Here is a 21,663-nt window from a genome sequence, read left to right as displayed (position 1 = left end):
AAAAGAAACCAAGGAGAGCAGATGAGAAAATTTAACGTAGCGGTCGTTGGTGCTACTGGTGCGGTTGGCGAAGAGCTTTTTAGAGTTATGGAAGAGGTTGATTTCCCAGTTGGAGAGCTTTTGCCGCTTGCTAGTGCAAAAAGCGCTGGTAGTGAGATCGAATTTAATGGCAAATATTACAAAGTAAAAGAGCTAACTGAAAAGGTTTTTAGCGAGCACGAGATAGATATCGCATTTTTTAGTGCTGGTGGCTCAGTTTCAGAGAAATTTGCCAAATTTGCAGCTGATAGTGGCGCAGTAGTCATCGATAACACCAGCCATTTTAGGATGGATAAAGACATCCCTCTTGTTGTGCCAGAGTGTAATCCAAGCGACATTGCTATGTGGAAAAACCGCGGTATCATCGCAAATCCAAACTGCTCGACTATCCAAATGGTGCAAATTTTAAAACCGCTAAACGACGCTTTTAGTATCAATAGAGTTGATGTTTCTACATACCAAGCAGCAAGCGGTGCTGGCAAAGAGGGCATGGAAGAGCTTGTCGTTCAGATGCAAAAATTCTTTGAGTTTAAGCTTGATGAGTGTGAGCCAAAGGTATTTGCGCACCGCCTAGCACTAAATGTGATCCCACACATCGATGTTTTTTTGGATAACGACTACACAAAAGAAGAGATGAAAATGGTCAATGAAACGCAAAAAATTCTTCACAAAGATATCGAAGTTAGCGCTACCTGTGTGCGTGTGCCAGTGCTTAGAAGCCACTCAGAGGCGATCACTATCCACTTTGACAAAGATGTAAGTGCGGATGCAGCAAGAGAAATTTTAAGTAAAGCTCCAAGCGTCGTTGTAGTCGATAATCCAGCAAATAAAGAGTATCCGATGCCTATCATTTCAAGTGATACAAATGAGACTTATGTTGGTAGGATCAGAGTTGATAATTACAGACCTAATGTGCTTCACCTTTGGTGCAGTGCCGATCAGATCCGCGTAGGGGCTGCTACAAATGCTGTCAGGATCGCACAAAAGTGGATCGCGATGCAAGAGTAAATAAAAAGGATTTTTATTGCGTAAGATATTTGAAAAAATTTTGCTTGCAAGCAACAGCTTTACACTTTTTCCAGTAGTTTTTGGACTTTTAGGTGCGATCGTACTTTTTATCATCGCAAGTTACGACGTCGGCAAAGTACTTTTAGAGGTTTATAAATATTTTTTTGCCGCAGATTTTCACGTTGAAAATTTCCACTCAGAAGTCGTTGGCGAGATCGTTGGAGCGATCGATCTATACTTGATGGCGCTTGTTCTTTATATATTTAGCTTCGGAATTTACGAGCTTTTCATCTCAGAGATCACACAGCTAAAGCAGTCAAAGCAGAGCAAAGTCTTAGAGGTTTACTCTCTTGATGAGCTAAAAGATAAGCTTGGCAAAGTGATCGTCATGGTCTTAATCGTAAATTTCTTCCAAAGGGTGCTTCACGCAAACTTTACAACACCGCTTGAGATGGCATATCTTGCGGCTTCTATCCTAGCGCTTTGTCTTGGACTTTATTTCCTCCACAAGGGAGATCACTAAAATTTTAAGCGTTTTTACGCTTAAATTTTCTCCTACATCTTTTCTTTAGCTATTTTTAGGTAATATCCCTTTAAAAATTTAAAGGAAATTTAATGATTTTTATAGACGCTTGTCTTAAAAAACCTACCCCTTATACGCCTGTTTGGATGATGCGCCAAGCCGGTAGATATTTGCCAGAGTATATGCGAGTACGCGCACAAGCAGGGGATTTTTTATCGCTTTGCAAAGACTACAAAAAGGCTAGTGAAGTCACGCTTCAGCCAGTTGAAATTCTTGGCGTTGATGCGGCGATTTTGTTTAGCGATATCCTTGTCGTGCCTCTTGAAATGGGTATGGATCTACGTTTTGAAAAGGGCGAGGGTCCAGTTTTTACAGAGCCTTTGCGTGATAAAGCTGCACTTGACGTACTAAGTATCGAAAAATCGACTAAAAATTTAGCATACGTCTATGATACGATCAAACTTACAAGAGAAAATTTAGCCAAAGATAAGGCGCTCATTGGCTTTTGCGGCGCACCTTGGACGATAGCTACATATATGATCGAGGGTGGTGGCAGTAAAACTTATGCGGTCTGTAAAAAAATGCTCTATCAAAATCCAGAATTTTTACATCAAATTTTAGAAAAAGTGACGCAAGCTCTCATTCTTTATGTCAAAGAGCAGATAAAAGCTGGTGTAAATGTGGTGCAAATTTTTGATAGCTGGGCGGCTGCGCTTGAAGAGCAGGCTTATTTTGAGTTTGGATTTAACTACATAAACAAGATAGTTGATAGCGTTAAGGCTGAATTTCCAGAAATTCCAGTCATCGTCTTTCCAAAAGGTATAAGCGGCTATTTGGATAAAATTTCAGGTAAATTTGACGTTTTTGGCGTTGATTGGAGTACGCCGATCGAGCTAGCAAAAGCAAAACTTAGCCCAAGATATGTCCTTCAGGGCAACATGGAGCCAACAAGGCTTTATAGTAAAAAGGCGATAGATGAAGGCGTGGATAAAATTTTAAGCACGATGAAAGGCACGCCACATATTTTTAACCTCGGTCATGGAATTTTGCCTGATGTGCCAGTTGAGAATGCAAAATATTTTATAAAACAGGTACAGACAAAAAGTGCAAGGTAGCAAGCCTTGCATCGTCTTTGGACCGATCAATTCTCGCCGTTTTGGCATGAGCCTTGGTATAGATCTAAGCCCTAATCAAAAATCATGTAATTTTGACTGTGTTTATTGCGAGCTAAGTGGCGCAAAGACTGTTGAAACAATAGAAAATCCGCCAAGCGTTGATGAGATCATAAACGATTTAAAAGAAGCATTAAAAACTCATCAAAACATCGATGTCATCACACTTACGGCAAATGGCGAACCAACTCTTTACCCATACTTAAAAGAGCTGATAGCAAAAGTAAATGAGCTAAAAGGTAGCGCAAAAACACTCATTTTGAGTAATGGCTCAGGCGTGCGTGATCCAAAAATTTGTGAAGCACTACATGGGCTTGATATAGCGAAATTTAGCCTTGATAGTGCGGTGCAAAGTACTTTTAAAAAGATAGACCGCAACAAAAGCGGCGTAGAAGTTAGCGATCTCATAAAAGCAATGGCTAAATTTCGTAAGGAATTTAAGGGCGAGCTTATGCTTGAAATTTTAGTCGTGGCTGGATTTAATGATAAAAAAAGTGAGTTTGAAGCACTTAATGTGGCGATAAATGAGATAGCTCCGCACCGAGTGGATATTGGCACGATAGATCGCCCACCAGCTTACAATGTAAAGGGTGTAGACGCCAAAAAACTAGAGGAGCTAGCCAAGCAGATAAGTGGCGTACCGGTTAATATAGCTAAAGCTCACAAAATAGAGCAAAAGTATAACTTTAGTGAGGAAGAAATTTTAGAAATGCTAAGGCGTCGTCCGCAAACTACCGCAAATGTTGAAGAAAATTTCTCAGAGCACTCAAAGCAAATTTTAAACAAGCTCTTGCAACAAGATATGGTTTATCTAGCCGATGTTGCTGGAGTAAAATTTTACAAACTAAGAGTATAAATGAAAAGAATCCTTACAATACAAGACATCTCGTGCGTTGGCAAATGTTCCCTTACTGTCGCACTTCCCATAATCAGCGCTCAAGGCATTGAGGCGTGCATATTGCCTACTGCGCTACTTTCGACTCATACCGGCTTTAAAAATTTCACATTTCGTGATCTGACTGATGAATTTGACGAGATAACACAAGTATGGCACAAAGAAAATATCACATTTGATGGAATTTATACTGGATTTTTAGGTAGCTTTAGTCAGCTTGAGCTGATAGAGAAAATTTTTAATGAGTTTAATGACTCTGCTCCACTAATACTTGTAGATCCTTGCATGGGCGACAATGGCAAGCTCTATCACGGATTTGATGAAAAATTTGTTATGAAAATGCGCGAACTTTGCTCAAAAGCTCATGTTATTACGCCAAATATAACCGAAGCAAGCTTTATGTGCGGTAAGCCATTTTTGAGAGATGAATATAATGAAGATTATATTTTGGAATTACTAGAAAATTTAGCGAGTTTTGGTGCGTATAAGATCGTGTTAAAGGGCATTAGATACAAGCAAAATGAATGCGGCGTCATAGCTTACGACGCAAAGACAAAAGAGAAAGTAGAGTATTTTCATGAATTTTTGCCATTTCACACGAGTGGAACTGGAGATATTTTTGCTTCTGTGCTTTTTGGCTCACTAGTAAATGGCGAAAGCATGCAAAATGCCATCAAAAAGGCAGCAAATTTTGTGCTTAGTAGCATTAAAGTCACGCTAAAAGATAAGAGTCGTGCATGGTATGGTGTGCAGTTTGAAAAGATGCTTGGCACTCTTGCAAAATAGGCAAGCAAACTACTTATTTAAAATTTTTAATAACACAACGATATGGCAAAGATTTATATCTTTGCTAGCTGTTAGAAGTGCTATATCGCCATGCTCTTTTTCTAGTTTCTTTAGCATTTTAAAGCAAGATTGCGCTTTTTCATTATCAAGCTCGAGCTCAAATTTCTCACAAAACTCATCAAATCTAGCTTCTCTATCTTCATGAAACCACTCTCTTAAAGTAGTGCTTGGTGTAATATCTTTTAACCAAAGGAAATTTGAAAATATCTCTTTTCTTATACCTCTTGGATAGAGTCTATCAACAAAAGCCGCCTTCATATCCAAACTATCATCTTTGATAAAATCATAAATTCTATAAGTTTTAAACATGTTGTGATTGTAATCCTATAATGTTTATAAATAAAAAAATATTCTTAATTATCTTATATTTTTTATACTTGTTTAAATTTTAAGGTTTGTAAAATCAAAGCTAAAATTTTTGATTGTGGCGATAAGAGTTAAACTAGGGCTAGAAAATAGTCCTAAAAAGAATAAATTTAAATTAAAGCTCGTTTTGATAAAATCCCAACATAAAAATCACTAAAAAGGTTATCATTATGAGAGGCTATAAAATTTTCTCAGGAACGGCTAATATTGAGCTTTCAAAGAAAATTTCGCAATATCTTTCACTTCCTCTTAGCGAGGCAAGTATAAAAAGATTTAGCGATGGAGAGATCAGCGTGCAAATCGGCGAAAGCGTGCGCGGAAAAGATGTTTTTGTCATTCAGCCAACATGTGCACCGACAAATACAAATTTAATGGAGCTACTTATTTTAACTGACGCTTTAAGACGTAGTAGTGCAAGCTCAATAACAGCGATTGTGCCTTATTTTGGCTACGCCAGACAAGATAGAAAAGCAGCTCCTAGAGTACCGATCACTGCAAAACTAGTGGCAAACATGATGCAAACAGCGGGTATCGATAGAGTCGTCACCATGGATCTTCACGCAGGGCAAATTCAAGGATTTTTTGATATTCCGGTTGATAACCTTTATGGAAGTATTATTTTTAATGACTACGTAAGAGCTAAAAATTTACCAAATCCAATCGTTGCAAGCCCTGATGTAGGCGGTGTGGCTCGTGCTAGAGCCTTGGCTAAAAATCTAAATCTTGACATGGTTATCGTAGATAAGCGCCGCGAAAAAGCAAATGAAAGCGAAGTGATGAATATAATCGGTGACGTAAATGGCAAAGATGTGATTTTAGTTGATGATATGATAGATACAGCTGGCACGATCGTAAAAGCAGCTGAAATTTTTAAAGAGCGTGGCGCAACTAGTGTTATGGCATTTTGTACGCATCCAGTCCTTAGTGGGCCAGCTTACGATAGGCTAAAACTAGGCTTTTTGGATGAGCTAGTTGTTACTGATACGATACCTTTAGCAGAGGAGCTTCCTTGTATAAAAGTGCTAAGTGCTGCTTCATTGTTTGGCGAAGTGATACGCCGTGTATATCACAATGAAAGCGTAAATAGCTTATTTTAATTAATCTTGGCTTTTGTTTTGAGCGTTTCAGGCAAAAGCCAAATCTTTCAATATTTATTAGAATCTAATTTTGATAAATCAAAATTTATAGCAAAAAGATAGCCTCTATTTATAGCTGGAATTTTTAAAATTCTAGCCTTCTCTTTAAAAATTTTTGGCATTATGGCTTTGCAAAATGGAGTTACTAAAAGGCAAGTGTCTGCGTATCCGACAGCGATCTTGCCGCTTAGCACCACGCTTGTTTGCTTTGCTAAATTTGCATTTAGCTCATCTTTTTGAGCTTTACTTAGAAGTACGTTTAGCTCTTTTGCCGCCATATCAACGCCTCGTATCGCATTACTATCATTTTTTATGATAAAAATTTCGTCACTTATTTTTGTGATATTTGGCATTAAAATTTGTCTATCGGCTTCTAAAAACTCAAAGCTCTTTTGTACGCCACTAAAATATCTATCCAAAAATGGCTCACTAAAATTTAGCCGAATAAAGCTTCTTTTTAACTCGCCTTTTAAATTTGTCTCATCGATAAAATAGCGCAAACCTCGCTCATCAAGATAGTTTTGAAGCTCTTTTTTGCGTAAATTTAAAAGCGGCCTAACTAACCAAAAGTACTTTCTCTTTTCAAGCTCGCTCATGCCAAAGAGCTCTTTTAGTCCAGCACCCTTACTAAGCTGCATTAAAAACCACTCAAATTTATCGTCAAACTGATGCGCTAGGATCAAATTTTCATAGCCAAATTTTTGGCAAATTTCATCAAAAAACTCATATCTCGCCTCGCGCGCGTTTTTTTCAAAATTTGACATATCTAAAAAAACGCTTTTGGTATAAATTTTTTTACCAAATTTATCTGCGAGCTCTTTTGCGCTTTTTATCTCGTTTTTGCTTTGTTCTCGAACATTGTAATCAACCATCGCTAAATCAAATTTGATCCCAGCCTCTTCTAAAATGTAAAAAAGTGCGGTACTATCTATACCGTGCGAGAAGGCTAGCAGGTTTGCACCTGAGTTTAGCTTTTCTCGCACATTTTGGCTTATCATTTTGCTTTTTTGATGATTGTAGCGACTAGTTTTTGATCAACCACGTCAGTGACCTCGCAAAGGTAGAGTGAGCCGATCTCAAGCTCTTTGATATCGCTTTCGTTTATTAAAATTTCGCCGTCTATATCTTTGTCCCAGATATCTTTTTTGGCTGCGTAAAACATCTCCCCCTCGCTACTTTCGCCCTCAAGAGAAGCATAAATTTGCTTGCCAATCTCTTTTTGCAAGCTCTCATTTATCGATTTTTTAGTGATCTTTTCTATCTTGTTTAGTCTTTTTGAAATGATTTTGGCCGGGATTTGCTCCATTTCAAAAGATGCTGTGTCTTCTTCTTTCGAGTAGGCAAAGGCTGAAATTCTATCAAATTTAAACTCTTCTAAAAATTCGCAAAGCTCCTCAAAATCCTCCTCGCTCTCTCCTGGATGACCCACGATGACACCGGTTCGTAAGAATGAATTCTTAGCATTTCTCATTAAATTTAAAAGCTCTTTTATCTTTTTAGCACCACTTCCACGCTTCATTATCTTTAGCATATTTTCGCTGATGTGTTGGATAGGCATGTCAAAGTAGTTGTGAAAGATGGGCGAAGCGATGATACGCGAAATGAGCTCCTTGCTGGTCGTGCTTGGGTAGAGGTAAAGTATCCTGGCACTCCTTACGCCCTTTATCTTTTCTATCTCGTCTATTAAATTTATAAGCCCGTCGTTAACGCCTTGATCGCGCATATATGAGCTTGAGTCCTGAGATAAAAAGCTAAAGTCGTAGTAGCCTTTTTTGACCAGATTTTTAACCTCATTTACGATGTTTTCAAGCGAGCGCGATTTTAGCTTGCCTTTAAAAGTTGGAATGGCACAAAAGCTGCATTTTTGGTTACAGCCCTCTGAAATTTTGATGTATGCATGGTAGTTTGAGCCAGTTATCACACGCTCTTCATTTGCTTGCAGATAAGTTTGCGGGCTAAATAAATTTTGCTTTTTCAAGATTATCTCATCGATCTTGTCATAGTCAGCCACACCGGTAAAGAGATCGACCTCAGGCAGCTCTTTCATAAGCTCGTCTTTGTAGCGCTGCATAAGACAGCCAGTCACTACCAGCAAAGAGCCATTTTTACGAGCTTCGTGCATCTCAAGTATGGTTTGGATGCTCTCTTCTTTGGCGGATTTGATAAAGCCGCAGGTATTTACGATGATGACGTCTGTGTCACTGATATCATCCGTGATATCGTAGTTTTGCAAGCGTCCTAGCATGATCTCTGAATCAACTAAATTTTTGTTACAGCCAAGTGAAATTAAGTGAAGTTTTGGCATTTTTAGATCCAGATGTTGTCTATTAGCCTAGTTTTACCAACGTAAGCTGCTACTAAAATGATGGTGTTATTTTTTTCTATTTTGGAAATTTCATTTAAATTTCTATCCGTAATAGCGACATAATCAACCTTTAACGGCTCTAGCACTTCAAGCATCTTTGTTTTGATCTCGCTTGCGTCCTCTTCGCCGTTTTGGATCAAATTTTGTGCTTTATTTAGCGATCTTGAAAGCCTTAGAGCATTACATTTATCTTCGTCACAGATATAGACGTTTCTGCTTGAAAGCGCTAAGCCGTCTGGCTCTCTAACGATATCGCAAGCCACTAGGCTGGTATTAAGAAAAAATGTCTTTATCATGTTTTGCACGATGATTAGTTGTTGCGTATCTTTTTTGCCCATGTAAACGCTATTTGCACGAGTTAGGCGAAATAGCTTGTTTAGCACCCTTAAGACGCCGTCAAAGTGACCAGGTCTAGTTTTGCCCTCTAAGATGGCCGAAAATTTCTTTGGAGCGACGATTAGAGGCTCATCTTCAAAGTAAAGTTCATTAGCATCCGGAATAAAAATAGCACTAACGCCATTTTGCTCACAAATTTTAATGTCGTTTTGTTCGTTTCTTGGGTATTTGTCTAGATCTTCACCTGGTAAAAACTGAGTTGGATTAACAAACGTTGAGACGATGCTTATCTCGTTTTCGCTCACGCATTTTTTAATAAGGCTAACGTGTCCGTCATGAAGTGCGCCCATTGTCGGGACAAAACCGATCTTGCCGCTTGCGTTTTGGACAAAATTTTCAAGCTCTTTTATAGTTCTTATGATCTGCATATTTGACTCTTTTTATCTAAATTTTAACTTGGCATTGTAACAAAAAAGGATTAAAAGGGCGTAAATTTAAAAATGTAAGCAACTTTTGGCTAAAATCGGCAAAAATTTTTGGAGAAAAACTTGGATAGTTACGAATACAACGAGCTTTTAAAGAAGCTACAAACAAAAGTTGAAAACATAGGCTCTATCGTAAAGCCTGAAGAGATCAAGGCTAGACTAAAAGAGATCGAGGCCACCGAACAAGATCCTGATTTTTGGCAAGATATCGCTAAAGCAGGGGCGCTAAATAAAGAAAAAACTAAAATTTCAAATATGCTTGCAAAATTTAACGACGCTAATCAGGCAGTAAGCGATGCAAAGGAGCTTTTTGAGCTAGCAAATTCTGAAAATGACGAAGAGACTATAAATTCTCTCTTTGATGACGCTAAAAATTTAGATGAAAAGATAGTAAATCTTGAAATTTCTATGCTTTTAAGTGGCGAAGATGATGGTAAAAATGCGATCGTATCGATCCATCCTGGAGCTGGTGGCACTGAGAGTAACGACTGGGCGAGCATGCTTTATAGGATGTATCTTAGATTTTGTGAGCGTGAGGGCTTTAAGGTCGAGACCCTTGACTTTCAAGAAGGCGATGAGGCTGGACTAAAGGACGTGAGCTTTATCGTAAAAGGTGAAAATGCTTATGGCTACTTCAAGGCAGAAAATGGCATCCACAGGCTCGTTCGCACAAGTCCATTTGATAGTGCAGGGCGCCGTCATACGAGCTTTTCTAGCGTCATGGTAAGCCCTGAGATAGATGATGATATAGAGATCGAGATCGAAGAGAAAGATCTAAAGATAGATACTTATAGAGCAAGCGGTGCAGGCGGTCAGCACGTAAATAAAACTGAATCAGCCATTCGTATCACGCATATACCAACTGGCATCGTCGTGCAGTGCCAAAACGACCGCAGCCAGCACAAAAATAGAGCTACAGCGATGAAAATGTTAAAGTCGCGCCTTTACGAGCTTGAGCTGATGAAGCAGCAAGAGGCGAGCAATAGCGTCGAAAAGAGTGAGATCGGCTGGGGACATCAGATAAGATCATACGTGCTTTTTCCGTATCAGCAAGTAAAAGATAACCGCAGTGGCGAGGCATTTTCGCAAACTGACGCGATACTTGATGGGGATATCAAAAAGATGATAGAGGGCGTCTTGATCGCTCAAAAGGCTGAGGGGTAGTAAATTTAAAAGAGATGAGAGCTAAAATTTCATCTCTTTTAGCTTTGTGCAAGCTTCTTCTTTGCCTTTAAAGCAAGCCTCATCAAGATAAATTCTAGCTTTCTTATAGTCATTTTTGCCTAGATAGATAAGCCCTAGATCGTAGCTGGCCTCGCTTGAGCCAAGACTTACAGCTTTTTCATAAAAATATATCGCTTTTTCTAAATTTTTATTGACCCCAAGGCCGTATTCGTAGATATATCCAGCGCTTCTTAGTCCGTCTATATTGCCATATCTGCCAGCTGTCTCAAACCAAAAAAGTGCTCTTAAGATATCTTTGCTAAAGCCTTTGCCGTCACGAAAACAAATGCCAGTTTGTTGCATGGCAAGCACATTTCCATCTTTTGCGTAGTCGTAAAATCTCTTACAAGCTTTTGGATAGTTGCCTTCATTGTATAGATAGATGGCGTCTGCGATCTGTTCGACTTCAGGATTAAGTGATGGCTCGCTAAGGCCAAAATTTTGTGAAATTTGATCTAATGAACATCCCCAAAATAGCAAAACACTAAACACAAAAATGATAAATTTTTTCATATTTGTCCTTGAAAATTTAGGCGATTTTATCCAATTTTATCTTATAATGCCCGCAAATTTTAAGCAAAAGGAACGATATGGATCATAATGCACTTTTAATCCAGCTTGGCTATAACGTCAATGAAACGACCACTGCTCAAATGTGTAGAATTTTAAACAATACTGATGGTCTTTTGCCAAAGAGCATAATCGAACTAAATGATCATTTAAAGCCACACCTTTGTTTTGTGGCGATGAGTGGAAGTGAAGATAGACTAAAGATAAAAAATGTAGCTACCGTTAATGAAATAAAAGAGCGAGTTGATGAGATTATAAAAAACTGGGCTAATAAATATAAAATGGAGCTAAAAAAGATAAATGAAACAACTTACTATGTAATGGGAAAGATAAGGGACTGAAAATGAAATATGATATTGTAATTATTGGTTTTGGAAAGGCTGGCAAAACGCTAGCGGTTAAGGCTGCCGCACTTGGCAAAAAAGTAGCTCTTGTAGAGAGATCGCCAAAGATGTATGGAGGTACTTGCATAAATGTTGGCTGCATACCAACCAAACGTCTAATAACAGCCGCTAAAGAGGCAAAATTTGTAAATAATAGCGTTGAAAGCGAATATTACACGCTTAGTGTGGAAAACAAAAATAAACTAATCTCAGCTTTGAATGCTAAAAACTATGCGATGCTAAATGATAAAGAAAATATCGATGTGATCGATGGTGTTGGCTCATTTGCTAGTGAAAATAGCGTACTTGTAACAACGCCAAGTGGTGAGAAAAAGATAATAGAGGGCGATTTTATTATCATAAATAGTGGCTCAAAAGAGGCAGATACTCCTTTTGAGGTCGCAAATTCAAATGTATTTTCAAGTCAAACTTTGCTTGATCTAAAAAATTTACCAAAGCATTTTGTCATTATCGGTAGTGGTTTTATCGGTATAGAGTTTGCATCAATGTTTGCAAATTTTGGCTCAAAAGTGACTATCATAGGGCGCTCAAAACTACTTAAAAATGAAGATGATGATATAGCTAATAGCGTAAAAGAAGCTCTTAGAGTCCAAGGCGTTGAAATTTTAGAGGGTTGCGAGATAGAGTGCATTAAAGAAAATGTATTAAATTTCAAGCAAAATGGCGAGCAAAGATGCCTTAGAGCCGATGCATTTTTGATCGCGCTTGGCAGAGTGGCAAATGTGGATGATTTAAATTTAAAAGCTGCTGGAGTTGAGCTAAATGAAAAAGGCTTTATAAAGACAAATGAAAACCTTCAAACAAATGTACCAAACATCTATGCGGTAGGCGACGTGCGCGGCGGAGAGCTTTTTACTTATACGAGCTTGGATGATTTTAGGATAGTTTATTCACAAATTTTTGGTGATAAAAAGAGAAATACTAAAAATAGAAGCATTCATGCAAATGTGCTATTTACCGATACTCCGCTAGCAAGAGTTGGAATGAGCGCCAAAGAAGCTAGCAAGATTGGGCTAAATTTCAAAGAGCTAAAGCTTAGCATGGCAACAGTACCAGGTGCAAAAGTACTAAATCACGATGTAGGCATGCTAAAAGCTATCGTTGACGCGCAAAGTGGAGAAATTTTAGGAGCTAGCTTTCACTGCATCTATGCAAATGAGCTGATAAATGAAATTGCAATTGCAATGAATTTAAAAGCAAATGCAAATTTCTTTAAAAATCAAATTTTCACTCATCCAAGCATCAGTGAAGCACTAAATGACTTATTTGGACAATTTTAAAAGGAAAAGAATGAAAAAATATTTATTGCTTTTATCGGCTTTATTTTTCACTGGCTGCTTAAATGTGATTGGTGTAGGACAAAAACAAGATGATTCGTGGCAGCAACCAAAGGATGAAAAAATAGTGCAAAATAAAGAGCAAATTTCAAGAAATGCAATCGAAATTTTAATACCAAAATGCGAAGAAGGCGATGCGGAAGCTTGCAACGATTTGGGTGTAAATTACGAGCTTTTAAAAGAATATGAAAATGCTTTAACAAATTATAAAAAGGCTTGCGATGCTAAAGTACAAGTCGGTTGTGCAAATTTGGGCACTCTTTATGAGCTTGGACTCGGAGTCAAAAAAAATCCAAAAAAAGCAATTTCGATTTATAAAGAAAGTTGCAATGGCGGAGGCATGCAAGCTTGCTATCATTTAGGCAATGCTTATAGAAAAGGTGAGATCGTTAAGCGAGATTATTACTTAGCAATGCAAGCTTATACAAATGCATGCAATGCTGGCGATTTGCCAAGTTGTGCCAATATCGGAGCGATGTATGAGCTAGGTCTTGGTGTCAATAAAGATGAAAAAAGGGCTTATGGAATTTATAAAGTCGCTTGCTTTCGTGGGCTAAGCAAGGCATGCCCACAGATGAAAAGACTAGGCACAAAACTAGGAATGTAAGTGAAAAAGGTTTTAAATTTTGGTCTTATTTTGGCTATGGGCTTTATACTTAGTGGTTGCTGGTCTTGGCAAAAGATGGTAAGCTTTGGTTTTTGGCAAAGTGATGAAGAGGCTAGGGTAGAGTATCTTGAGCTTGAAAAAGAGAAGATGGTGCAAAACTGCGAGAGCGGAAATAGCATCGACTGCAACAATTTAGCCGTAAATTTTAGTAACGAAAAAGACTTTGTAAAGGCAAAAGGCTACTACGAAAAAGCTTGCAATGCTGGGCTTGCGACGGCTTGTTCAAATTTGGGTCAAATTTATGAGCAAGGGCTGATTGATGAGCAAAAAGATATCGAAAAGGCTCTAAAACTTTATAAACTAGCTTGTGATAGCGGCGATGGCGTTGGCTGCTACAACGAGGCAATTGGGCTAAAATCCTACATCGAAAGTGAAAATTTAAAGACTCATAAGATAGATAGAGCTAAGGCCGAGTATAGAGTACTAAGGCTTTTGGCAAAGAGTTGCGAACTTGAGTATGCTCAGTCATGCTTTTTGCTTGCAAAGCTAAGCGGCGATGAAGCAAAGGCAGACGCACTTTACAAAAGAGCCTGCCAACTTGGCAAATGTGTGGATAAAAAGTAATATAAACTTAGCCACACAAGGCCAAATTTAGTTTGATCCGCTAAGTCTATATCCAACGCCTGAAATGTTTTTGATGAGGTCGGCATCAGTTTTTGTTCTTATCTTTTTGATAGTCATTCTAAGTGCTTCGTTACTCATCGATTTTTCACCCCAGACGTAGTTTTCGATCACTTCGTAGCTTACTACTTTTTCTATATTGCTTACAAGTAAAAAGAAGAGTTTTGCTTCATTTTTTGGCATTTGTAACTCTTCGCCATTTTTGAAAAGGTGTTTGCTTTTCATATCGTATTCGTAAATTTTTTTAAATTTGATCCTACTTTCAAAAAGATCTTTTGTCGCCATTATGATCGTAGTTTGAAGTTCCTCAATCTTAAATGGCTTTCTAAGATAGTTATAAGCTCCAAGTTCTATGGAGGCTAGCATATGCTCACTCGTATCAAAGGAGGTGATGATGATAGATCTTACGTGTGGTGCTCGTTTTCTTATCTCATCAAGCATCTCAAGACCATTTAAATTTGGCAAATTTATGTCAGTTACAACGATATCAAACTCATCTTCAAAATATCTCTCAAAGCCTTCAAGCCCATCCTTGGCACAAACTATATTTTTGCAGTAAAATTCCAAAGACTGCTTTATAGCAAGGCTTGTACTCTCGTCATCCTCTACCAGCAAAACCGAGACATCTTTTAGTTTTTGTAGTATATTTATGTCTAGCAACTTATCTCCTTTGCTATCTTTAAGGTAAAGATGGTTGGCTTCCTTATTCTGCTTAAATTCAGCTCTCCACCACACTTTTTAACAGCGATTAACCGTGAGATATATAGCCCAAGACCACTGCTCTTTTTGGTGCTTTTAAATGGCTTAAAAATTTCTTCTCTTAAGCTTTCATCTATGCCATTTGCATTGTCTATCACTCTAATCTCATAGAAATTTCCACTCTCTTTTATGGCTATGACTATTTTTGGATATTTTAGCTCTTTACGCTCATTTAGGGCTTGCTTTGAGTTTTGTATGAGACAGGTGATGATCTGTTTAAATTCATTTAGATGATTTTTGCATTTTAAGTTTTTACTATTTTTGCAAAGTACCTTTATCTGCATCTTTGAGTGCTGTGAAAATAGTATAAAAATAGTCTCGTCTATCGCTTCTTTTATATTAAATTCCTGCGCCTCTTCCTCTATTTTGTAGAAATTTTTAAACATTATCATTGTGTTTGTCATATAGTCTATATTTTTTAGTGAGCGGTCAATGTTATCGTAGAATATTTCATCACTCAGTCTACCAAGCCTTTTAAACTGTACTAAATTTCCTAAAAATATGCCAAGGGCATTTAGTGGCTGTATCCATTGGTGTGAGATAGATGATATCATCTGTCCAAGCTCTATCATTTTAGCTTGTGAAAAGAGTAAAACCTCATACTCTCTTTTTGTTTTTTCTAGAAGTTCGGTTTGGTTTTTTATCTTTTTATTATAAAAGTAACCAAGGCATAAAAAGAGTAGGGCGCTAACTATATAGATGGCTAAATTTCTTATGAATTGCAAATTTATCTTTTTATATATCCCATCTTTTGGAGTCTTTGCTATCAAGATAAGTTTGGAGTTTTGTAAAGGATTTATAGTAAATATTTCGTTTTTGGTTTCGTAGTTTTGTGTTTTAATTAGATCTAAATTTTCTATATCAAATTTAGCTTTTTTAAGTTCTAGACTCTCATTTGGATGAAGTAAGATATTTTGATTACTATCTATCAAAAATAGATAACCTCCATCATCAAGACTTAGATCCAAAATCTCATTTTTTATGTCATTAAATGATAGTATCCCACATAGTACGCCTTGGATCTCTCCGCCTTGTTTTATGCTTTGACAGATTGAGATGACTGAGGTCTTTAGTCCGACATCTTTATACGGTTTTGTGATGTAAATTTCATCTGTTTTTATAGTGTTTTGATACCAAGGGCGAAGCGTTGGATCGTAGTTTGGTGGTGCTTTAAAGTCTCCACTTGAGAGGGTTTGCTTATCTTTATATCCAGCATAAACGCTTGAGAAATTTGCTATTTGTGTACTTTTGTTTAATATATCTTTTATGATTATCTCATCTTTGTTATGGTCTAAATTTGAGATAAGCGAATTTACTGATTTTAGGCTAAGCTTTTTATTTTCGATCCACTTTTCTATCCTGTGGCTCGAACTCTTTAGGATATTTAACTGCTCGTTTATCAAAATTTCTCTGACAAAAGAGCGGTTTAGCATGTGGCTAACTACCATTAAAGATAAGAAGATGATGGAAAATATAATAAACAGCTTGTTGTTATTAAAATTTCCCATCATGCTTTGCCTTTTTTACCAGTTACCAACTGGTGGATGTTTTATCTCATATAGAGTTTTGCCAAGATTGTTGTGACCGACATTTTTATGACAGCTGACGCAGTCAAGTTTATTTTTCACATCATCTTTAAATTTGCTATAAAGAGCGTGCATATCAGTGATGTTGGCATTTGATGAATTTTTATCTAAAATAGTTTTATGGTAGCTTAAGCAACCACTATCATAGACAAATTTAGCTCTATTTTTTCTATTTTCTATCCATGGCTGATCTTTGGCGTCATGAGTTATCATATGAGTTACTTCACTTATGCCGTTGCTAGCTTTTTTAAACACGTAGCCTATATAACTATCATGCGGCAAGTGACAGTCTACACATTTCGCTTTAAAGCCATATTTACTAGCACCACCATGAACGTCGCTATGATAGGCTGTCACCATCGGATCCATCCACTTGTGACAGAGGGTACAGAATTTATCATCTCCTGTCGAATTTACTAGTGCAGAACCGCCAAAAAAGATGATAAAGGCAAAAACTGCAAGGAAAATTATTTTTATGCTTAAATTTTTCATATCATCTCCTTATGGCACCAAAAGTTTTTTCATACTATCTTGCGAATGGCACATCACACAGAAATTTCTTGATTGTTTATGTGTTGAGTGACAAAGGTCGCAGTCCATGTTTGGATAGTGTGGGCTTTTATGCACATTATCGTCATAGCCTAGATGTCCAGTTTGAATAGCCAACTTCTCGTAGCTATTGTGACAGCTTAGACACTCAGAGGTTGTTAGTTTTTTATAGTCCTTTGGATCGCTCTCTTTATGACAGTTTTTGCACTCAAAATGTAAGCTATCATGCGCCTTAAAAGGATAGTTTGCTTTGCTATATTTTTCTACTTCTAAATTTGCAGCACTAAGGCTTAAGGCAAATAAAAGGGTTAAAAAGAAGGTATAAATTTTTAACATTTTTTCTCCTTTTTAGCTAAGTTTGCTGCATTTTTGCCAGCTATCCTTCCAAATACTATACAATCAGGTATCGCACAGCTACCAAGTCTGCTAGCTCCGTGAGGGCCGCCCACAGCTTCACCTGCTGCAAATAGTCCAGCAATAGGTTTGTCATCTGTGTTATAAACTCTTGCCTCTACGTCAATCTTTACGCCACCCATTGTGTGGTGAACCTTTGGTATGGCACGCCATGCGTAAAATGGTGGCTTAGTAAGATCAGGCACTATATCTTTAAATTTGAAAAATGGTTTTTCAAATTCTTCATCTTTACCGTTATGGGCATACTTTGTGTAGTCATCTATGGTCTTTTTTAGACCTTCATAAGGGATGCCGTAAAATTTAGCAAGGTTGTTAATATTGTCAAATACTTTTATAACGCCTTTATCTACACCTCTTTGCACATTTGCTTTTGTAGTGCCCATGGCACCTATGCTATCACAGATAACTACTGGATGAGTTAGACTACCATCTGGGTTTTTGTGAATTTTAAGGATAGCATCTGATCTTATCTTTCTATCAGCTAGCTCATTTACAAAACGCTTTCCAGTCCTTGCATCGACCATTACGCCGTAGCTAAATGCAGGTATCGCAAAAACCGGAGCTATGCCAAAGCCATCTTCGTCAGGACTTCCCCATGGTCCAAGCTGTATCCATTTTAGATCAACTGTTTGCGCACCATTTTTCATCATCACCTTTAAAGCCTGTGCAGTAGCACCGTAGTGGTTTGTACAGCCAAGATCAGGCGTGATAGTTTTATCGACCTCTTGTCTAAATTTAATATCATAAGCAAAGCCACCAGTTGCCATGACGATGCCGCCATTTATCTTATAAAATTTGACATCGCCACTTTTGTTGTCTGCTTCGTCCTTGCTCTTGTCAAAGTCAAAGTCGTAGTTTTCTCTTACTTTTGCGCCTATTATCTTGCCACCATCATCTTTTATAAAATCATCTAAGATAACTCTAGTTCTAATAATAGCCCCATGCTTCATGGCATACTCTTGAAGTGGTATAGTGATCTTGCCGCCTGAGTTTATCTCTGGCCAGATAGTCCTTGGTACAGAGTGGCCGCCAAACTGACCAAGCGCATCTCTATAATAAACGCCCTTTTGAAGTGTCCATTCGTAAGCGTCGTTGCCATTTTTAGCAATCACTTCTACAAGGTCAAGTCTGTTTAAATTTAAACCAGCTTTTAATATGTCTTTTACATAAAGCTCGTATGAGTCTTTTACTCCGCGTGCTTTTTGAAAGCTTGAATTTACAACCGCAAAAGCACCGCCATTTATAGCTGAGTTACCACCAAGGACTGGCATCTTATCTATCATAAGCGTTTTTGCGCCTTCTTCTATAGCTTGACAGGTAGCTGCACATCCAGCAAAGCCAGAGCCAACTACCAAAACATCCCACTCTTCATCCCACCTGATCTCATCGCCAAATGCATCTAATGGCACAAGGCTAGCTGAGCCAAGCAGGGCAAGAGTATTTAAAAAATCTCTTCTTCTCATATCTTATTCCTTAAAAACTATAGCTTAGTCCAACTCCAATTTGTGTAATAGTTGGGAGATAAGGCTGTGCTTTAAATGTTTGATCATAGACCACAAAAGCTTTTAGATCCGGTGTTATAGGGTAGCTTAACCATGCACTAAATTCATTTTGTTTGTAGTCTTTGTTGTCATTTTGCATTTTATATGTGGTAGTTCCATAAAGTGCAGTTAGACTTAGCTTTTCTATCATTGTCGAAAACATAGCGTAGTATGTCCTTGCATCGCGGTTGTACATCGCATCACCTTCTTCAAAAGGCACAATTTGATCACCGCCAAGATTCATACTTCCCCAGCCATTTTTCTTGCCAGATCTTGTATGAGCAAGGGTAAGCTTATTATCTTTGTAGCTTACGTATCCTAAAACTTCAAAAGCTTTGCCATCATCTAAATTTGCTCTTTTTTCTTTACTTTGTGCATAGTGGATCATACCGCCAGCGCCAAAGCTCTCGTTTATCTGCCCATCATAGTTTAGCTTTGTACCAACTGCTTTAAACAAGCTTGGAGCATAAAGTCCATAAATTCTTGCACTAAGGTTATCATTAAATTTATATGTAGCCCCAACCCTATAAAGACCTTTTTTTTCGTTTAGTTTTTTAAAGGCCCACATCTCTTTATAGTAAGCTCGTCCTTTTGATCTTGTATAAAGTGCATCTAACTCCAAATTTGAGATAGAGTTGTTTGTAATTCTTACGCCGTCATTTATTTTGCCAACCCAGTCAGTTATCATCTCTTGACGACCTATCTTTACGTTTGTATCATAGGCTTGATATTGGAGATATAAATTTGATAGCAAAAACCTATCTTTTTCATAAATTCTCTCTGTTGAGTCGCCCCTGCCGTGTCCAGTGTAAAATTCTTTATCACCTTCATAAACTGGAGCTGCCCCTCTAAAGCCAACTACTGCTTTAAAGTTTTTATAAAAATCACTCTCATAGTTTAGGCCAACCGAGCCAACCATCCAAGAGGTGTTGTTGTAATATGTGCTTTTTGCGCCTTCATTTACATGTCTGCTTTCAAAAAACATAGTAACATCACCACTTGCTTTACCGTTTTTTAAAGCTTCTATCAAACTTTCGCTCTGACTAAAAGCAGAGCTAGCCAAAAACATGGCTAGAATAAGACTCTTTTTCATATTATTCACCTTTATAATTTTTTAGGAATTTAGCGGAGTTTCTAAAGTCATCTGTGTAAGGTCTATCGACATCTACAAATCTAACAATCTCTCTATACTTTTCATAAAGACGTTTTGTCTTTTTAGATAGTTTTAAATTTTTATCTTTTTGCAAGCGAAGATCTATAGCTTGAGCTGCATGCATAAGCTCCATACCTAAAATTTGATAGTAGTTGTCTAGTTGTTTTTGAAATTTTTGTACAACATAAGGTGCGTTTGTAGCTACGTCTTCTATCTCGCCTGCAACTGGTGTGTAGTCAAGTGAGGCTGGATTTGCTAAAAATTCGTTTTCGCCTGCAAGTGAGACAAACGGCTTTTGCATAGCACCAAATGCATGTACGGTTTTGTCTGTTCCTAAAAACCTTGTTAGGTGCGTAAAGCTATCATTTGAGAGTTTTATTGCTCTTAATGCGCTTGCTTTTGAGTTGTGAGCTAGCACGATAGATGCTTTTTCAAACTCAGCTACCCAGATCAAAGGCTCGAAATTTGATGTAGGAACGACAGCTCCACCTTTTGTAAATAGCTTTGTCTCTTGAAATTTATCTGTTTCTGGTGATTTTTCTAGTGAAATTCCAGGATTATCATCTGATGTGTTTAGTTGAATTTTCATAAGACCACTAAGCGTGTCAAGTGTATTCTTAAAGGTCGCAAAAAAGTAGCTAGCGTCTCTGTAGCTTAGCGGATCTTGTAAGGCTCTTTCGCTATTTTCATCAAATAGATAGCTATCTTTTAAAGTCTCTCTTAGATCTTTTGCCACTTCGACAAAGTCAGGAAATGGGCGTAAATTTGCAGCTTCTTTGCTAAATGGAGCGATGTTTCCATTTAGTGCTTCAAGGCTTAGAGCAAAGACGAGCTTTGAAATTTCTAGAGCATTTTTAGCATCTTCTATCGTCATGCTAGCAAGTGCTGCTGAGTAGGCATTTGAGCTTAAAATACTAAGGCTATCTTTGCCAAATGGAGAGAGCTTTTTAAGACCAGCTCTATTTAGCGCCTCGCTAGCACTCATCTTTTGACCTTTATAATAAACATATCCTTCGCCAAGCATCGCAAGACCGACGTGGCCAAGTATTGTAATATCAGCCTCACCCATTGAGCCAGAGCTTGGCATGGCTGGGATGATATCTTGGTTTAGAAACTCTTTATATAGTTTTACAACTTCGCTTTGTACGCCAGCGCCTGCATGTAAGAGGTTGTTTAGTCTAGTAGCAAGGACAGCTCTAGCTGTTTTTAGATCCATATCTTCGCCGACACCGCCACAGTGAGCGTGAATAAGTCCAATGTTAAACTCAGTTGAAGCTTTGATCACTTCTGCGTCTAAATTTCCTTTGGCATCAACAAATTTCTTATCTTTGTTTAATCCAACACCAACCGTTAGACCATAAATTTTTGACCATCTTTGGCAGCATTTAGTAGTACATCATGTGCTTTATTTACTTTATTTAAAGCATCTTTGCTGATATCTACCATAGCACCATTTGAGATAAGCACGATATCTCTTGGTGTTATGTTTTCACCATTTAATGTAATGGTTTGGGCATTTACACTAATTGCCAACACAGCTGCTAAAGAAAGTAACTTTATACTTTTCATCTAATCCTCCTAAAATAAATTTTAAAGAGAATATTAAATAAAAATAATTTCTAAAAAGTAATTTATTATTAAATTTTATATTAAGATAAAAATAAAAA

24 protein-coding genes are annotated in these 21,663 nt (G+C 37.6%); 11 read left to right on the top strand and 13 right to left on the bottom strand.

Features of this window, described 5'->3' with window-relative positions; translation table 11 throughout:
* Positions 1 to 21 precede the first annotated feature (21 nt).
* From ATCC51562_RS01725 to ATCC51562_RS01705, 5 genes are all read left to right on the top strand, one after another.
* The gene (locus tag ATCC51562_RS01725; protein WP_021090917.1) at positions 22 to 1,047 is read left to right on the top strand and encodes an aspartate-semialdehyde dehydrogenase; all 1,026 of its coding nucleotides are present in this window, start codon (positions 22 to 24) and stop codon (positions 1,045 to 1,047) included.
* A 16-nt stretch (positions 1,048 to 1,063) separates the two neighbouring features.
* On the top strand, positions 1,064 to 1,570 hold the full coding sequence (locus tag ATCC51562_RS01720; protein WP_021090904.1) for a YqhA family protein: 507 nt from the start codon (positions 1,064 to 1,066) through the stop codon (positions 1,568 to 1,570).
* 92 nt (positions 1,571 to 1,662) lie between these two features.
* On the top strand, positions 1,663 to 2,685 hold the full coding sequence (hemE, locus tag ATCC51562_RS01715; protein ID WP_021090820.1) for a uroporphyrinogen decarboxylase: 1,023 nt from the start codon (positions 1,663 to 1,665) through the stop codon (positions 2,683 to 2,685).
* A gap of 46 nt (positions 2,686 to 2,731) precedes the next feature.
* Positions 2,732 to 3,598: a radical SAM protein gene (locus ATCC51562_RS01710; protein ID WP_155242242.1), complete on the top strand. Its 867-nt coding sequence runs from the start codon at positions 2,732 to 2,734 to the stop codon at positions 3,596 to 3,598.
* The gene (locus ATCC51562_RS01705) at positions 3,599 to 4,423 is read left to right on the top strand and encodes a pyridoxamine kinase (protein WP_021090911.1); all 825 of its coding nucleotides are present in this window, start codon (positions 3,599 to 3,601) and stop codon (positions 4,421 to 4,423) included. It begins immediately after the preceding gene.
* A 9-nt stretch (positions 4,424 to 4,432) separates the two neighbouring features.
* Here ATCC51562_RS01705 and ATCC51562_RS01700 read toward each other — a convergent pair whose 3' ends face one another.
* Positions 4,433 to 4,792 carry a DUF488 domain-containing protein gene (locus ATCC51562_RS01700; protein ID WP_021090541.1) on the bottom strand — a complete coding sequence of 120 codons (360 nt, stop codon included), beginning with the start codon at positions 4,790 to 4,792 and terminating at the stop codon, positions 4,433 to 4,435.
* A gap of 227 nt (positions 4,793 to 5,019) precedes the next feature.
* Here ATCC51562_RS01700 and ATCC51562_RS01695 point away from each other — a divergent pair, with 227 nt between their 5' ends.
* A complete protein-coding gene (locus tag ATCC51562_RS01695; protein WP_021090753.1) occupies positions 5,020 to 5,946 on the top strand; it encodes a ribose-phosphate pyrophosphokinase in 927 nt (308 codons plus the stop codon).
* A 47-nt stretch (positions 5,947 to 5,993) separates the two neighbouring features.
* On the opposite strand, the gene tilS is transcribed toward ATCC51562_RS01695, so the two are convergent.
* Genes tilS through panC form a run of 3 tightly spaced genes read right to left on the bottom strand, consistent with a single transcriptional unit; the run spans position 5,994 to position 9,114 of the window.
* Positions 5,994 to 6,983 carry a tRNA lysidine(34) synthetase TilS gene (gene tilS, locus ATCC51562_RS01690; RefSeq protein ID WP_021090682.1) on the bottom strand — a complete coding sequence of 330 codons (990 nt, stop codon included), beginning with the start codon at positions 6,981 to 6,983 and terminating at the stop codon, positions 5,994 to 5,996.
* Positions 6,980 to 8,290, bottom strand: a complete 1,311-nt coding sequence (gene rimO, locus ATCC51562_RS01685) for a 30S ribosomal protein S12 methylthiotransferase RimO (RefSeq protein ID WP_021090664.1) — start codon at positions 8,288 to 8,290, stop codon at positions 6,980 to 6,982. The genes tilS and rimO overlap by 4 nt, the downstream gene beginning before the upstream one ends.
* A 2-nt stretch (positions 8,291 to 8,292) precedes the next feature.
* Positions 8,293 to 9,114 (bottom strand): pantoate--beta-alanine ligase, encoded by an 822-nt coding sequence (gene panC, locus ATCC51562_RS01680; RefSeq protein WP_021090979.1) that lies wholly within the window; start codon positions 9,112 to 9,114, stop codon positions 8,293 to 8,295.
* Between the two features lie 120 nt (positions 9,115 to 9,234).
* Here panC and prfB point away from each other — a divergent pair, with 120 nt between their 5' ends.
* Positions 9,235 to 10,335, top strand: coding sequence for a peptide chain release factor 2 (gene prfB, locus ATCC51562_RS01675; protein ID WP_021090761.1), 1,101 nt, complete (start codon positions 9,235 to 9,237; stop codon positions 10,333 to 10,335).
* Between the two features lie 21 nt (positions 10,336 to 10,356).
* Here the strand turns inward: prfB and ATCC51562_RS01670 are convergent, their stop codons facing one another.
* Positions 10,357 to 10,908, bottom strand: coding sequence for a tetratricopeptide repeat protein (locus ATCC51562_RS01670; protein WP_021091064.1), 552 nt, complete (start codon positions 10,906 to 10,908; stop codon positions 10,357 to 10,359).
* 77 nt (positions 10,909 to 10,985) lie between these two features.
* Here ATCC51562_RS01670 and ATCC51562_RS01665 point away from each other — a divergent pair, with 77 nt between their 5' ends.
* The 4 genes from ATCC51562_RS01665 to ATCC51562_RS01650 are packed head-to-tail and all read left to right on the top strand — an operon-like array spanning position 10,986 to position 13,937.
* A complete protein-coding gene (locus ATCC51562_RS01665; RefSeq protein WP_021090811.1) occupies positions 10,986 to 11,306 on the top strand; it encodes a hypothetical protein in 321 nt (106 codons plus the stop codon).
* Between the two features lie 2 nt (positions 11,307 to 11,308).
* Positions 11,309 to 12,649 (top strand): dihydrolipoyl dehydrogenase family protein, encoded by a 1,341-nt coding sequence (locus ATCC51562_RS01660; RefSeq protein WP_021090562.1) that lies wholly within the window; start codon positions 11,309 to 11,311, stop codon positions 12,647 to 12,649.
* A 10-nt stretch (positions 12,650 to 12,659) separates the two neighbouring features.
* Positions 12,660 to 13,313, top strand: a complete 654-nt coding sequence (locus tag ATCC51562_RS01655; RefSeq protein WP_021090816.1) for a tetratricopeptide repeat protein — start codon at positions 12,660 to 12,662, stop codon at positions 13,311 to 13,313.
* Positions 13,314 to 13,937 (top strand): tetratricopeptide repeat protein, encoded by a 624-nt coding sequence (locus ATCC51562_RS01650; protein ID WP_021090544.1) that lies wholly within the window; start codon positions 13,314 to 13,316, stop codon positions 13,935 to 13,937. It abuts the gene before it with no gap.
* A gap of 27 nt (positions 13,938 to 13,964) precedes the next feature.
* Here the strand turns inward: ATCC51562_RS01650 and ATCC51562_RS01645 are convergent, their stop codons facing one another.
* From ATCC51562_RS01645 to ATCC51562_RS09790, 8 genes are read right to left on the bottom strand one after another with little or no spacing between them, the layout of a single operon-like run.
* Positions 13,965 to 14,654, bottom strand: coding sequence for a response regulator transcription factor (locus ATCC51562_RS01645; protein WP_021090742.1), 690 nt, complete (start codon positions 14,652 to 14,654; stop codon positions 13,965 to 13,967).
* Positions 14,648 to 16,264 (bottom strand): sensor histidine kinase, encoded by a 1,617-nt coding sequence (locus tag ATCC51562_RS01640; RefSeq protein ID WP_021090719.1) that lies wholly within the window; start codon positions 16,262 to 16,264, stop codon positions 14,648 to 14,650. Before ATCC51562_RS01640 ends, ATCC51562_RS01645 begins: the two co-directional genes overlap by 7 nt.
* Before the next feature lie 12 nt (positions 16,265 to 16,276).
* A complete protein-coding gene (locus ATCC51562_RS01635; protein ID WP_021090960.1) occupies positions 16,277 to 16,831 on the bottom strand; it encodes a cytochrome c3 family protein in 555 nt (184 codons plus the stop codon).
* Between the two features lie 9 nt (positions 16,832 to 16,840).
* A complete protein-coding gene (locus ATCC51562_RS01630) occupies positions 16,841 to 17,224 on the bottom strand; it encodes a cytochrome c3 family protein (protein WP_021091039.1) in 384 nt (127 codons plus the stop codon).
* On the bottom strand, positions 17,218 to 18,765 hold the full coding sequence (locus ATCC51562_RS01625) for a flavocytochrome c (RefSeq protein WP_021091011.1): 1,548 nt from the start codon (positions 18,763 to 18,765) through the stop codon (positions 17,218 to 17,220). Before ATCC51562_RS01625 ends, ATCC51562_RS01630 begins: the two co-directional genes overlap by 7 nt.
* A gap of 10 nt (positions 18,766 to 18,775) precedes the next feature.
* The gene (locus tag ATCC51562_RS01620) at positions 18,776 to 19,936 is read right to left on the bottom strand and encodes an Opr family porin (RefSeq protein WP_021090813.1); all 1,161 of its coding nucleotides are present in this window, start codon (positions 19,934 to 19,936) and stop codon (positions 18,776 to 18,778) included.
* 1 nt (position 19,937) lies between these two features.
* Entirely contained in the window at positions 19,938 to 21,359 is a 1,422-nt protein-coding gene (locus ATCC51562_RS01615) for an HAL/PAL/TAL family ammonia-lyase (protein WP_235044182.1), read from the bottom strand.
* Positions 21,347 to 21,565: a hypothetical protein gene (locus ATCC51562_RS09790; RefSeq protein ID WP_235044176.1), complete on the bottom strand. Its 219-nt coding sequence runs from the start codon at positions 21,563 to 21,565 to the stop codon at positions 21,347 to 21,349. The genes ATCC51562_RS01615 and ATCC51562_RS09790 overlap by 13 nt, the downstream gene beginning before the upstream one ends.
* Positions 21,566 to 21,663 lie beyond the last annotated feature (98 nt).

Origin of the sequence: Campylobacter concisus ATCC 51562 (assembly GCF_000466745.1) — a bacterium.
Taxonomy (GTDB): domain Bacteria; phylum Campylobacterota; class Campylobacteria; order Campylobacterales; family Campylobacteraceae; genus Campylobacter_A; species Campylobacter_A concisus_B.
This window is presented reverse-complemented; position numbering and strand designations above follow the sequence as displayed.

Coding starts and splice junctions, on each gene's coding strand:
- ATCC51562_RS01620 (WP_021090813.1), bottom strand. CDS start 19,936: ATGAAAAAGAGTCTTATTCTAGCCATGTTTTTGGCTAGCTCTGCTTTT.
- ATCC51562_RS01655 (WP_021090816.1), top strand. CDS start 12,660: ATGAAAAAATATTTATTGCTTTTATCGGCTTTATTTTTCACTGGCTGC.
- hemE (WP_021090820.1), top strand. CDS start 1,663: ATGATTTTTATAGACGCTTGTCTTAAAAAACCTACCCCTTATACGCCT.
- ATCC51562_RS01660 (WP_021090562.1), top strand. CDS start 11,309: ATGAAATATGATATTGTAATTATTGGTTTTGGAAAGGCTGGCAAAACG.
- ATCC51562_RS01670 (WP_021091064.1), bottom strand. CDS start 10,908: ATGAAAAAATTTATCATTTTTGTGTTTAGTGTTTTGCTATTTTGGGGA.
- ATCC51562_RS01625 (WP_021091011.1), bottom strand. CDS start 18,765: ATGAGAAGAAGAGATTTTTTAAATACTCTTGCCCTGCTTGGCTCAGCT.
- ATCC51562_RS09790 (WP_235044176.1), bottom strand. CDS start 21,565: ATGAAAAGTATAAAGTTACTTTCTTTAGCAGCTGTGTTGGCAATTAGT.
- ATCC51562_RS01695 (WP_021090753.1), top strand. CDS start 5,020: ATGAGAGGCTATAAAATTTTCTCAGGAACGGCTAATATTGAGCTTTCA.
- ATCC51562_RS01640 (WP_021090719.1), bottom strand. CDS start 16,264: ATGATGGGAAATTTTAATAACAACAAGCTGTTTATTATATTTTCCATC.
- ATCC51562_RS01710 (WP_155242242.1), top strand. CDS start 2,732: ATGAGCCTTGGTATAGATCTAAGCCCTAATCAAAAATCATGTAATTTT.
- ATCC51562_RS01635 (WP_021090960.1), bottom strand. CDS start 16,831: ATGAAAAATTTAAGCATAAAAATAATTTTCCTTGCAGTTTTTGCCTTT.
- tilS (WP_021090682.1), bottom strand. CDS start 6,983: ATGATAAGCCAAAATGTGCGAGAAAAGCTAAACTCAGGTGCAAACCTG.
- rimO (WP_021090664.1), bottom strand. CDS start 8,290: ATGCCAAAACTTCACTTAATTTCACTTGGCTGTAACAAAAATTTAGTT.
- ATCC51562_RS01665 (WP_021090811.1), top strand. CDS start 10,986: ATGGATCATAATGCACTTTTAATCCAGCTTGGCTATAACGTCAATGAA.
- ATCC51562_RS01630 (WP_021091039.1), bottom strand. CDS start 17,224: ATGTTAAAAATTTATACCTTCTTTTTAACCCTTTTATTTGCCTTAAGC.
- ATCC51562_RS01725 (WP_021090917.1), top strand. CDS start 22: ATGAGAAAATTTAACGTAGCGGTCGTTGGTGCTACTGGTGCGGTTGGC.
- panC (WP_021090979.1), bottom strand. CDS start 9,114: ATGCAGATCATAAGAACTATAAAAGAGCTTGAAAATTTTGTCCAAAAC.
- ATCC51562_RS01705 (WP_021090911.1), top strand. CDS start 3,599: ATGAAAAGAATCCTTACAATACAAGACATCTCGTGCGTTGGCAAATGT.
- ATCC51562_RS01700 (WP_021090541.1), bottom strand. CDS start 4,792: ATGTTTAAAACTTATAGAATTTATGATTTTATCAAAGATGATAGTTTG.